General features: G+C 71.1%; 7 protein-coding genes. 3 read left to right on the plus strand and 4 right to left on the minus strand.

Annotation, left to right across the window (positions count from 1 at the left end; genetic code table 11):
* The first annotated feature begins 22 nt into the window (after positions 1–22).
* Both ACZ6D7_RS33570 and ACZ6D7_RS33575 read left to right on the plus strand, forming a co-directional pair.
* Complete coding sequence (locus ACZ6D7_RS33570; protein ID WP_469499185.1) at positions 23–3,586, plus strand: phage tail protein; 3,564 nt, start codon at positions 23–25, stop codon at positions 3,584–3,586.
* A gap of 14 nt (positions 3,587–3,600) precedes the next feature.
* Positions 3,601–4,002: a hypothetical protein gene (locus ACZ6D7_RS33575; protein ID WP_469499191.1), complete on the plus strand. Its 402-nt coding sequence runs from the start codon at positions 3,601–3,603 to the stop codon at positions 4,000–4,002.
* Positions 4,003–4,018: 16 nt separating this feature from the next.
* Here ACZ6D7_RS33575 and ACZ6D7_RS33580 read toward each other — a convergent pair whose 3' ends face one another.
* The 4 genes from ACZ6D7_RS33580 to ACZ6D7_RS33595 form a co-directional block, all read right to left on the minus strand.
* Positions 4,019–6,079 carry an ATP-binding protein gene (locus tag ACZ6D7_RS33580; protein WP_469499405.1) on the minus strand — a complete coding sequence of 687 codons (2,061 nt, stop codon included), beginning with the start codon at positions 6,077–6,079 and terminating at the stop codon, positions 4,019–4,021.
* 151 nt (positions 6,080–6,230) lie between these two features.
* Positions 6,231–6,911: a Pvc16 family protein gene (locus ACZ6D7_RS33585; protein WP_469499194.1), complete on the minus strand. Its 681-nt coding sequence runs from the start codon at positions 6,909–6,911 to the stop codon at positions 6,231–6,233.
* Between the two features lie 19 nt (positions 6,912–6,930).
* Complete coding sequence (locus ACZ6D7_RS33590) at positions 6,931–9,894, minus strand: HYR domain-containing protein (protein WP_469499196.1); 2,964 nt, start codon at positions 9,892–9,894, stop codon at positions 6,931–6,933.
* A gap of 354 nt (positions 9,895–10,248) precedes the next feature.
* Positions 10,249–10,872 (minus strand): response regulator transcription factor, encoded by a 624-nt coding sequence (locus tag ACZ6D7_RS33595; protein ID WP_469499198.1) that lies wholly within the window; start codon positions 10,870–10,872, stop codon positions 10,249–10,251.
* 160 nt (positions 10,873–11,032) lie between these two features.
* Here ACZ6D7_RS33595 and ACZ6D7_RS33600 point away from each other — a divergent pair, with 160 nt between their 5' ends.
* Positions 11,033–12,424 carry a COG1470 family protein gene (locus tag ACZ6D7_RS33600; protein ID WP_469499201.1) on the plus strand — a complete coding sequence of 464 codons (1,392 nt, stop codon included), beginning with the start codon at positions 11,033–11,035 and terminating at the stop codon, positions 12,422–12,424.
* The last annotated feature ends 164 nt before the right edge of the window (positions 12,425–12,588 follow it).

The raw sequence follows: 12,588 nt of genomic DNA on the forward strand, positions 1-12,588 counted from the left end.
ACGAACCCGAACACTTGCGGCCATGAAGTCGGCGCCGGACAAAAAGACCAGCGCGAGGACCAACGCGAAGACCAACGCGGCGCCGGCCCGCCCGGCAGCCCCTGCCCAGGCCACGCCCGCGGTCGAGGAATCCACCTCGCCCGCCACGGTGTCCGGGTCGGAGAGCGCCCCTCCGGCGGGCCTCACCCCGCAGCAGTTGCGTCTGCTGCAGGCGGGAGCGGGGAACGCGGCGGTGGCCCGGCTGGTCGTGCAGCGCCAGACCGCGGCCGAGCCTTCCACGGCCGCTCCGGCCGAGCCGGCCGAGCCGGTCAAGCCGCCGCCGTCCGCGTCGCCCGCCTTCCAGGACCTGAAGTCCGAGGTGCGGGCGAAGAAGACCGCGGCCTCCCGGCACGCTTCGGCCGACACGGAGTCGAAGGCCGCGCAGAGCGCCGCCGTCGCCCCGCCGGACGACAAGCAGGCCCAGGGCAAGGCCGCGCAGGCAGAGAAGATGAACGCCGCCGAACCCGGCGTCTTCGACAAGGCCGGGTTCATCGCCGCGGTCAACCAGGCCATCGCCGCGCAGGCTCCGAAGACCCTCGGTGAGGCCCACGACTTCGCCGGTTCCGGCAAGGCAGAGGCGATCAAGGGCCAGGTCAGTGGCCAGGTCAGCCAGGGCAAGGCCGCTTCCGCCAAGGAGATCGACTCCGCCACCAAGGCCGGCCCGGACCTGTCTCAGGCCAAGGACAAGCCGGTCACCCCGCTCACCCCCGACGCTCCCCCGCCCGTCCCCGGCACCCCGAACCCGGCGGGCGCGGTCCCGGCGAGGCAGCCGGACGCGGTGACGGACTTCCGTGGCGGCACGAACGACGTCGACAAAGCGCTGACCGACAACGAGGTCACCAAGGACCAGCTGAAGAAGGGCAACGAGGAGGCGTTCACCGACGCCTTGGGGGCGCAGGAGGAAGCCGAGAAGCACTCCGCCGCCGCACCGGGTGCCGCCCGCGGCGCCGAGGCCAAGCAGCTGGCCGCCGCCAAACAGGGCGCCGCCGCCTCCGGTGCCCGGGCGATGGGCGACCTGGCCGCGAGCCGGGCGGCCACCGGCAAGCAGGTCGACGGTGGCAAGGGCGCCGCCAAGTCCGCCGACGAACGCAGGCGGGCCGAGGTGACGGCCCGGCTGCAGAAGGTCTTCGACGCCACCAGGTCGGACGTCGAGAAGACCCTGTCCGGCCTCGACAAGCTCGTCGACGACAGGTTCACCGCCGGCGAGAAGGCCGCCCGGGACGCCTTCACCGCCGACCAGAAGCGCCGGATGGACGCCTACAAGGAGAAGCGCTACGGCGGCTTCTGGGGACCGGCGAAATGGCTGAAGGACAAGGTCGCGGGCCTGCCGGAGGAGGCCAACCAGCTCTTCCAGGAGTCCCGCAAGCTCTATGTCGCGCAGATGCAGCAGGTCATCTCGTCCATCGCCGACATCATCGGCACCGAACTCGGCAGGGCCAAGGACCGCATCGCCCAGGGCCGCACCGAACTCAAGGCCGAGGTCGACCGTCTGCCCGCGGACCTGAAGAAGTTCGGCCAACAGGCCGCCAAGGACTTCACGGAGAAGTTCGACGGCCTCGAAGAGGACGTCAACGCGAAGTCCGACCAGCTCGTCCAGGACCTCGCCCAGAAGTACACCCAGGCCCTGAACGCGGTCGACGACGAGATCAAGAAGCTCCAGGAGGAGAACAAGGGCCTGATCGCCAAGGCCAAGGACGCCGTCATGGGCGTCGTCCAGACCATCATCGAGCTGAAGAACATGCTGCTCGGTGTCCTGGCCAAGGCCGCCGGCGCGGTCATGAAGATCATCAAGGACCCGATCGGGTTCCTGACCAGCCTCGTCACCGCTGTCGGCGCGGGCCTGAATCTGTTCATCGGCAACATCGCCGAGCACTTGAAGAAGGGCCTGATCGGCTGGCTCCTGGGCACCGCGGCCGGCGCCGGCCTGAACCTGCCCGCCAAGTTCGACCTCAAGGGCGTCATCCAGGTCATCGCCGGACTCCTCGGCCTCACCTGGTCCGGCATCCGTGCCCGCATCACCCGCAAGGGCGTCCCCGACCAGGCGGTCACCGCCGCCGAACAGTCCGTCCCCGTCGCCCAGGCCCTCCAGAAGGAGGGCCCGGCAGGCGCCGTGGAACACATCAAGGCGTCGGTGGGCGACCTGAAGTCCACCATCCTGCAGAAACTGACCGCCTATCTGATCCCCACCGTCATCGTCGCCGGCATCACCTGGATCGTCTCCCTGCTCAACCCCGCCTCCGCCTTCATCCGCGCGGTCAAGGGCATCATCGACATCGTCACCTTCGTCGTGACCCAAGGCGCCCAGATCGTCCAGTTCGTCAACTCCGTCCTGGACGCGGTCATCGCCATCGCCGGGGGCGGCCAGGCCGGCGTACCCGCCCTGATCGAAGGCGCCCTGGTCACCTCCATCCCCGTCCTCATCGGCTTCCTCGCCGCGCTGCTGGGCGTCGGCAACCTCGCGGGCAAGGTGAAGCAGGTCTTCCACGCCGCCGCCAAGCCGGTCAACAAGGCGATCGACAAGATCGTCGAATTCATCGCGAAGGCGGCGAAGAAGCTGTGGTCCAAGCTGAGGGGCAAAGATGCCGGGCGAGGGACCAAGCAAGGGAAGAATGAAGACAAGAATCCCAAGAAGGATCCAGACGTCAGAACGAAGGTGATCGCCGATCTACGCTCGCAGCTTTCGGGCGAGAACGATCCGGAACATATCAGAACCACAGTCCAGCAGACGCACAACAAATACGAGAAATCCGGCCTCAAATCTCTCGAGGTGCGACCGGTCGCGAAGCAGCCGGGAAATTATCAGATCCTTGTCACGGCAAGCCCCACCCTGCCGGGGATGACTGCGCGCATCGCATTCAAGAACCGGTATCTGCAAATGCACTTCACCGCCGACGACATTGCGTTCCATGATATGGACACGCCAACTGCCGCCATCGGGTCGATGGAGTTTGAGACCATAGGGATACCGCTGGGCAAGCGCAAAAGCGGCAAGAGCACCATAGATCCGAAGGTAGACTCCTGGCACCACGCCGAGGCAAAGCTGATCCGGGACAGTCTCATTCTGATCGACAGATTGAGGAGAGGAACTTTCTCGAGCCCCGTACCGGATGAACTCAAGCAGCGGATGAAGAACCAGCAACCGGTGGGCGCGAGGTTCGAACTCAAAGTGACGCGCAGCCCGTGCGAATCCTGCGCCACGAAGATTACCTCTCTGCCCGACCTGGCCCGACAGGTCTCCCCCAATGTGCGCATCGGTTCGACGGTTCACGCGCTGGCTCCGTACAAGGGAAGAGAGAGCCAGGTGGCCGTGGACGGGCTGCACATCCTGCGCCTGGGCGGAGTCGAGGTGCAACCACTGCAACTCGCCGACATTGTTTTCAAGAAGCTGCACAGTCAAGGCCACTTCTCCGCCAACGCGTCACCGAGTATCCTGTTGCCGACCGCGGCCTTCCAGGATCTTCTCAGGCGAAGTCACGATCTCATGGCCACCCACGAGAAGGCACTCAAGGAACCGATTGTCCGAACCGGGAAGTGGCCACTCAACTAAGGCGGTGAAGAAGCGTGGACCTGGATCGGCTTCTCAACGATCCTGGCGACGGGGAATTCATGCGGCTGACCACCCGGGGCTGGGAGCCCACGGACCGTCAGAAGCTGACCGGAATCGCAGACCTCGAGTACACCAACGAGGGAATTCATATCCATCTGGAGAACGAGGGCATGAACGGCAATCTACTGCTTGAATTCACCGAAACTAGCAGTGGAAGCTCTTTTCGTATCACGGTCGAATACGAAGAGGAGAGCGCCGCACTCACGGACGTGATACTTGCGTGGCCGGGCGACATCGACAAGGAAAACTTTCGCGACTTCATCGACAGTCTGTCATCAAGCTTCCCCACGTACGCGGAGCCTCCCGGGGCGGGGGAGGACGACGAATGGGTCCTGGTGAATCCCAGAAACTCGTAGTGGCGGACTTCGTCTGTCACACGACGAGCAGCTCGGCGTACCGCCCGAACTCGCTGGCCAGGGTCAGTCGGCCCAGCTTCTGGTATTCGCGCTGGACGGCGTGGATCAGCTGCCGCATGGTCAGCGGCGATCCGGCCTCGGCGGTGAGGTAGGCGGCGGTGACCGCGACGGAGCGGATGTTGCCGCCGGCGAGTTCGAAGGAGTCGGAGCAGAAGGCGAGGTCGAGGTCGTGGGCGCCGGGCAGGAGCGGGGCCAGGCAGCGGTGCCACAGGGCGAGGCGCTGGGTGGAGTCGGGGACGGGGAAGTCGATGACGAGGTCGAGGCGGCGGGTGAAGGCGTCGTCGAGATTGGCGCGGAGGTTGGTGGCGAGGATCGCGAGGCCGTCGAAGGACTCCATGCGCTGGAGGAGATAGGCGCTCTCGACGTTGGCGTAGCGGTCGTGGGCGTCCTTGACCTCGGAGCGCTTGCCGAAGATCGCGTCGGCCTCGTCGAAGAGGAGGACACCGTTCACCCCGGCCGCTTCGGAGAAGATCCGCTCGAGGTTCTTCTCCGTCTCGCCGACGTATTTGTCGATCACGGTCGAAAGGTCGACGGTGTAGAGGTCCAGGCCGAGGTCGGCGGCGATGACCTCGGCGGACATGGTCTTGCCGGTACCGGAGTCGCCCGCGAACAGGGCGACGACGCCCCGGCCGCGGGCACCGCCGGGGCGCATCCCCCATTCGCCGAGGACGCGGTCGCGGTGGCGGGCGCGAGCGGTGAGTTCCCGGAGCTGGGACAGGGTGTCGGCGGACAGGACGAGGTCGTCCCAGCCGACGGCGGGTTCGATACGGCGGGCGAGGAGGTCGAGCCCGGCGGAGTTCTGGGCCCGGGCGCCTCGGCGTACGTGGTCGGGGCGCAGCTCGGCACCGTCCAGCAGCGCGTTCTGGGCGGCGCTTCGGGCTGCCAGGGCGATCTGTCCGGGGGTGAGGAGGAACGGGGCCAGAAGGTTCGCGACATCGAGGCCGGCAGGCACGCAGGATCCGTACGCGGCCTGCCACAGCGCGGCTCGCGCGGTCGGCTCGACCCGCGGGGCGCGCAGCAGCAGCGGGGGACGGGTGGACCAGGCGGCGTCCCACGGGGGGCGGCCCACGAGCACGACCGGGACCGGACAGTCCGTCAGCTGCCTTAGCAGCGCAGCCCGTTCGCGGTCGCGGTCCAGGGCGTCCACGGGGGCGCAGACCAGACCGGCGCCGGTCAGCCGTGCCTCGCGCACGGCGGTGCGCACGGCGTCCGCGGGGGCCGGGTCGCGGGCGAGGCGGGCCAGGTCCAGGGCGAGCGCGGGGCGCCCGGCCCGGGCGAGAGCGGTCGCGGCCAGGGCCGGGCCCGCGCCGCCCTGGTCCTCGCGCAGGTAGGCCAGGGGGACCTCGGCCGCGAGGGCCCGGGCGAGCGGGGCGGCGTCGCCCACGCCGGACACGGGCGGGGCCGGGGTCAGCAGGCCGGCGACCCGGGGGTCGGGGGTGTCGTCGCCGAGCAGGTGTGCGGTGACCCGGTCCGGTACGCGCAGGGCGCGCCCGAGGAACGGGCGGTCCGGGTCCTCGACGAGCAGCAGGCCACCGGAGAGCAGGGGCGCGCCGGCGCCGAGGCGGGCGCGGGCGGAGGCGTCCGCCGGGGACAGTCCGCACAGCGTCAGAGCCAGGCCGATGGAGGGCCGGTGCCGGGTGACGTCGTCGTTGAGATAGCCGTAGAACGATTCGAACCGGGCGTCCAGGTCCGGCAGGAGGGCGATGAGCAGGATCTCGACGTCGAGGTCGGTCAGGCCCAGGCCGGCCGTGAGGCGGCGCAGGCTGGTGGGCGGGTCGGCGGCGTCGGCCCGTGCCTCGGCCTCGGCGTGCCGGGCGGCGTCCGTGCGGTCGGGGGCGGCGGGCCGGGGCGGCGTGTGGAGGAGGCGGTCGACGGCGGCGTCGGTGAGGTAGAGACCCCGGAAGGCGTCGTCGGGGTTGGGGTCGGTCCGTCTGCGGGCGGCGACGGCGCGGCGTACGCGTTCCTCGACAAGGACCACCCGGTCCAGCAGGTGGCGAAGGCTGGGATTCTCGGCGATGGGAAGCTCCTCGCTCCGCTCGGTGTGTACGCCGGGTGGGGTGGCGCGGGTCGTGCGTGGCCGGCCGCGCGGTCGCCCGCCCCCGCACGGGGCGCGGTCCGCGCCGGACGCCCTGGTGGCCGGGGCCCCGGGGTCGTCCGGCGGCCCGTGCTCATTCGCGGACGCGCCGGTACCGCGCCGGCCGGGGGCGACGCGCCGCCGGCTCGTCCGCCGCGTCGGCTGCCCGCGCTCCGGCGGGGCTCTGGCCGGTGTGCCGGGTGTCCTCGAGACCGAGCCGCAGACCGCCCTCCTCGGTGACCGGCGGCGCCGCCGGAGTGGTCCCCGTGCCGACGAGGGGGACGCTGACCACGAGGTCGAGGGAGGGCTTCAGCTCACCGCCGAGCGCGCTCCACACGTCCGCGAACGACCGGTCCTCGGGCGGCGGCAGCGCGATCGTCATCGGCACCGACAGCGGAAGCGCGGCCATGGAGCCGGTCAGGTGCTCGGCGGGCATGGCGTCGCGGTCCATCAGGCACAGCAGGAGGGACGACAGCAGACGGTGCTCGTCCTCGGGACGCCGGGTCCAGGCGGTGATCAGGTAGGACAGCTTGAAGTACCGGGGCGGGCGGTGCCGGGCGACGACGGTGCCGCGCGCGTCGTACTCGTTGGACAGACCGCGGGAGCGGCGGCGCATGTCCTCCCGGATGTCGTAGAGGTACAGATTGACGGTGGGGGCGTTGACCTTCGCCGCCCACTCGCGGGTGGGTGCGTCGAACACGACGCTGACCTGAGTGCCGCCCAGGGCGTCGCTCCGGACGAAGGCGCGCAGTGCGTCGTCCACTTCGTGGATCACGGTTCCACCTCCGCGCGGCTCAACCGCGGCCGATGAAGTCGGGTGGCTGGAGGCTGCGGGGCACGACGAGGACCTTCGCGGTGACCGGGTCGTATCCGGGTCCTGTGGCGCGGAGCAGCCGTTGTCCGGTCCGGTCCTTGCGCAGGACGAGGACCTGGGTGCGGAACGTTCCGTCGGCGCCCACCCGTACCGGAACCGTCGCCGCGGTGATGCCCTGGCTCCATTTCAGTCGTACGACGGTTCCGGCCGGGAAGTCGCGGCCTTCGGCGAGGACGACGTCACCGAGCCGGGCGACGACGGGCCCGACGGTCAGCGCGGGCTTGAGGACGCGGAGCCGGAGCGTGTCGGTGTTGTTGGCGGTGCGCGGGTCGGTCGGCCTGCCGGCGACCCGGGCCGTCAGGGTGCCGCCGGTGGCCTTGTCGTACGACAGCCGGGTGGTGACCTGGATCCGGCCGCCGGCCGAAAGCGTGCAGGGGCGGGCGGTGGTGCAGCGGTCCTGGGGGCTCACCACGGTGGGGGATCCGGGTGTCGCGGTGGTCAGGACGATGTTCGTCGCGGGGTCCGGTCCGGCGTTGGTGAGGGTGAGCTTCGCCGTGACGGTGCCGCCGGTGAAGGCGGGCTGCGGATCGGCGGCGGCGGTCACGGCGAGGTCGGCGGAGGGCGGAACCGGCACGGGCGGGATCAGGACGACGGTCACCACGGCGGTGTCGCTGCCGGTGTTGCCCGCCTTGTCGGTCGCCGTGCAGGTGACGCTGGTCCTCCCGATCGGGAAGGTCGACCCGGAGGCCGGCGTGCAGGTGGCGGGGAGGCTGCCGTCGACGAGGTCCTGGGCGGTGGCGGTGTACGACACGGGTGCGCCGTCCCGGCTGAGGGTCCGCGCGGTCCGGTCGTCCACCTGGACGACGGGCTTGCCGTCGTCGACGACGGTGAAGACAGCGGTGTCGGTGCCGGTGTTGCCGGCGGCGTCGGTCGCGGTGCAGGTCACGGTGGTCGCGCCGACCGGGAAGGTGGAGCCGGACAGGGGCGTGCAGGTGACGGGCAGGGGGCCGCCGACGAGGTCCTGGGCCGTGGCGGTGTACTCGATCACGGCGCCGTCGGGACCGGTGGCCGGCTCGGTGCGGTCGTCCACGGTGACGACGGGCGGGGTCGTGTCGACCACCGTGATCACGGCGGTGTCCTCACCGGTGTTCTCGTGCGCGTCCGTCGACGTGCAGGTGACGGTGGTCCGCCCGACCGGGAAGGTGGAGCCGGGTGGCGGGGCGCAGACGACCTTCGTCGGTCCGTCCACGATGTCGACCGCGGTGGCGGTGTACTCCACGACCGCGCCGTCGGGACCGGTGGCCTCCACCGTCAGGTCGTCGACGGTGACGACGGGCGCGGTGGTGTCGACGACGGTGACGACGGCGGTGTCCTTGCCGGAGTTCTCGTGGGAGTCCGTCGCCGTGCAGGTCACCGTCGTCTCCCCGATCGGGAACACCGAGCCCGACGGCGGTTCGCAGGTGACCGGCAGGTTCCCGTCGACCGTGTCCTGCGCCGACGCGGGGTACTCCACGACCGCGCCGTCCGGACCGGTCGCCTCCGCGGTGCCGTCCTCGACGGTGACGACGGGGCCGGTCGAGTCGGTCACCGTGAACTCGGCCGTGTCGCGGCCGGTGTTGCCCGCCTTGTCGGTCGCCGTGCAGGTGACGGTGGCCCTCCCGATCGGGAACGTCGAGCCGGAGGGCGGCTCGCACACCACCGGGACGTCGCCGTCCACGATGTCCGTGGCCGTGGCCGGATACGTGATCACGGCGCCGTCGGGACCGGTCGCCTCGACGGTGCGGCCGTCGACGCTCACCACCGGCGCGGTGGTGTCGACGACGGTGAACACGGCGGTGTCGCGGCCGGTGTTGCCCGCCTTGTCGGTCGCGGTGCAGGTGACCGTCGTCCGCCCGAGGGGAAATCGCGTCCCGGAGGGCGGCTCGCACGACACCTTGACGTCGCCGTCGACGTTGTCGTGCGCGGCGGCCGTGTAGTCGACGACCGCGCCGTCCGGGCCGGTGGCTTCCACCGTACGGTCGTCGACGGTCACCGCCGGGGCGGTCACGTCGTTGACGGTGATGCGGATCTGCTCCCGGTAGGCGGGGTCGGCCGCCGGGCCGAGCAGGAACTGGACCGTGCACGACAGCGTGGAGCCCTGCGGTGCGTCCGGGGACACCGTGATCTGCTCGCTGAAGGAGGCGGTCCGGCCGCTGGTCACCTCGACGCTCGCCGGGGAGAGGGAGACGCCCAGCGAGGGGTCGCACTCGACGAGCCGGTGGCTGACGGTGACAGGAAGGTTCGTCAGGCCCTGGACGATGGCGTCCGACACCTGTGCCGGGTCGATGCCCTGGAGGTACGTACCGCCGGTGGCCCGGGTGACCTGCGTGGCTTGGCCGTCATCGTCGAGCCCGTCTCCGCCGACGCCGACGGCGAGGACCTTGACGCCCTGGTCCTGGAGCGTCCTGACGACGTCGGCGAACCTGTGCCCGTTGCTGGGGTCGTGGCTGGAGGCGTCACCGACCAGGACGACGATGGGGCTGGCGCCGTCCCGGAACGCGTTCCGGCCGCCGGCCCCGGTCGCCACCTCGTGGAGCGCGTTCCCCCAGTCCTCCGCCGTGTCGCCGCCGCCGGAAGCGGTCAGGGCGTTCACGCCGCGCTGGACGGCGTCGCGGTCGGCGGTGAACGCCTGGTGCAGCAGGAAGAGCCGGCTTCCACCACTCACGTCGCCGTAACTGGCCACGGCGAACCGGGAGTCGGGCTGCACGGCGAAGACCTGGTCGACGATCGTGGGCAGGTTGTTCCGCACGTTGGCGATGACGCCGCCCATGCTCCCCGTGTTGTCCACCAGCAGCACCACGTCCGGCTTGGGCGGCACCGCCGGGGTCTGCACCTGCTTGGCGACGGTGATCGAGGCGCCGGGATCCAGCGACTGCTCGACCAGCGACGGAATGACCGGGGACACCGGGGCCGTCGCCTTCGGGGAAGGCGACGAAGGATCCGGAGAAGAAGCCGGAGAAGAATCCGAAGACGGGGGCGAAGCGGTGGGCGAGGCGGAGGACGCAGCCGTCGTCCGGGCCCGCGGCGCCGTGTCTTCTCCGATGCCGGCCCCTACCGCGCCCAACGCGAGAACCGAGGCCATCAGCCCCGCCCGCAGCCGGAACAACCGCACGACATCCCCTCCCAGATCGGCGTCAGCCCCACCGTCCCCGGCGCCGCTCTTCGGCGGAGCGGCGCACGGGACACGCGTTCGGGAAGTGCGCTCTGCCCTTCCGGGCAGTCGGCCTCTCCCCCGCCGTGGCGGCGGGGGCCGGCCTCGTCAGATCAGCCCCTGCCGGAGCGCGTAGGCGACGACGTGCGAGCGGTTGCGCAGGTGCAGCCGGGTGACGAGGTCGTGCAGGATGTTCTTGATGGTGCGTTCGGAGTACGCGAGCTTGGTGGCGATGTCCCCGGTGTCGTACCCCTCGGCGACGAGCCGGACGACCTCGATCTCCCGGTCGGTGAGCCCGCTGAAGTTCAGGCCGCGCGGCGCCAGGACCTGGCTCTGCAACTGGCCGACCTGCTCCAGCAGGCGGCCCAGCAGGTCCGCGGGAACGCTTCCCTCTCCCCTGGCCACCGCGTTGATCACCTGTACCAGCCGCTCCGGTGTCGCCTCGGACCGGCGCAGGATGCCCGCCACGCCGCACTCGGCGGCACCGACCAGTTGCTGATCGTCGATGCGGGTGGCGACCAGCGCCACCCGGGCCGCCGTCGTCCGCCGGATGTGACGAAGGGTCCGCAGCGACTCCTCGTCTATGGTGTCCACGACGACCACCACCACCGCGGCGGCCGGTTCCTCCCCCTCCTCCTGCAGCCGGATCTCCGGCCGGGGCCGCAGTTGGGTGGCGACCCCCGCTCTGGAGATCGGGTCATCCGCCCGCAGGCACACAACTATCCGGTCCACACCGGTCTCCCCCCTGGTCGAGCGCATCGCGGCGCGTCGAGCAGTATGGGGTAGGCGACTCCACGCAAAGTCAACAAGGTGTCAATGGGCACCTCAGCTTCCCGAAAGTCTTCCTGAGAGGCCCGTGCCGGCCACCGCCACCGACCTTATTGTGCCGATCATGACAACTGCGGCGAGCCTGGACACGACCGCTGTGACCGCCGAGCCTGGTGGGCGGATCGAAGTCCCCCTTCAGGTACGCAACTCCGGCAGCACGGTGGAGGAGTATCGCTTCGAGGTCGTGGGCCCGGCAGCGGCCTGGTCGACCGTCGAGCCAACGAGCCTTTCGCTGTATCCGGACAGTACGGGCACCGCGGTTCTCGCGCTGAGCCCGCCCCGGAGCTCGGAGGTGCCGGCCGGGGACGTCCCGTTCGGGGTGCGGGTGGTGCCCACCAGCGCCCCCGGCACGGCGGTGGTCCCCGAGGGCGTCGTCACGGTCCTGCCGTTCGCCGAGATCACCGGGGAGCTGGTGCCCCGCGGGTTCGACGGCGCCTGGCGCGGCCGTACGGACGTGGCCGTCGACAACCGTGGCAACATCCCGATGACGGTGCAGCTGGTGGCCCAGGGCGACAGCTCCCGGCTCCGGCTGCGCTTCGCCCAGGAGACCGTCGAACTGCCCCCGGGCGCGGCCGAGTTGTCGCGGCTCACCGCGCGTCCGGCGCGACGGCTGTGGCGCGGCACTCCCGTCGTGCATCCCTTCCAGGTCGTGGCGACGCCCACGGGCGACGTGCCGCACGAGTCGGTCGCCCTGGACGGCACCTACCAGCAGGACGCGATACTGCCGCGCTGGCTGCCGCGCGCTCTGATGGCGGCGCTGGCCGCGGTGGTGGCCCTGGCCATCGTATGGTTCGCCCTGCTGCGCCCGGTGGTGCGGTCGGCGGCGCGCGAGGAGTCCAAGAAGCAGGTGGCCGCCGTGATGTCGCCCAGCCCCGGCGCGTCCGGCGCCGCGAGCGGCGGCGGCTCGTCCGGTGCGTCGGCGGGCACCGGAACGGGACAGGACGGGGCGGGTGGTGGCTCACCCAGCTCCGGCGCCGCGGCGGGATCGGCCGGAAGCACGGGCGGGGGCACGGGTGGAGCCGGCGGCGAGGGCGCGGCGGGAAGCGGTGGCGGGGGTGCGGGGGACCCGCGCAGCGCTCAGGCCGGGGTCAAGGACTCGGTGGGCGGCGACCCGACGTCCGGCACGGTGTACCGGGTCCCGGCCGGTCAGGCGTTCGACCTGACGGACCTCGTGGTGCAGAACCCGCAGGGCGACTCCGGCACCGTCGTCATCGCCGCCGGGAGCCGGACCCTGCTGAGGCTGGCGCTGCAGAACTTCCGTGACCAGGACTACCACTTCGTCACCCCGATCGTGGTGCCCGCCGGAGGGCGGATCACCATGACGGTGACCTGCAGTGAGGTGGGAAAGCCGGTGGGCGGTCCGACGCCGTCCCAGTGCGACGGGTCGGTGCTGGTCGGCGGGAACCTGCGGGCGGCGCCCAGCGCGAGCGCCTCGCCCTCCCCCGCCGCGGGCTGAACCGGCGTTCGGGCGAGCGGGCTTCGGGCGAGCGGGACCGAGGCCGCCCGGAACAGGACAGCGAGCCGGAAGCGGGGGGGGGGGGGGGGGGGGGGGGGGGGGGGGGGGGGGGGGGGGGGGGGGGGGGGGGTTGTTTTTCCTCTTCTTATTCTGTTCTTTATACC

The organism is Streptomyces sp. NPDC041784 (assembly GCF_055591025.1).

Coding starts and splice junctions, on each gene's coding strand:
- ACZ6D7_RS33570 (WP_469499185.1), top strand. CDS start 23: ATGAAGTCGGCGCCGGACAAAAAGACCAGCGCGAGGACCAACGCGAAG.
- ACZ6D7_RS33600 (WP_469499201.1), top strand. CDS start 11,033: ATGACAACTGCGGCGAGCCTGGACACGACCGCTGTGACCGCCGAGCCT.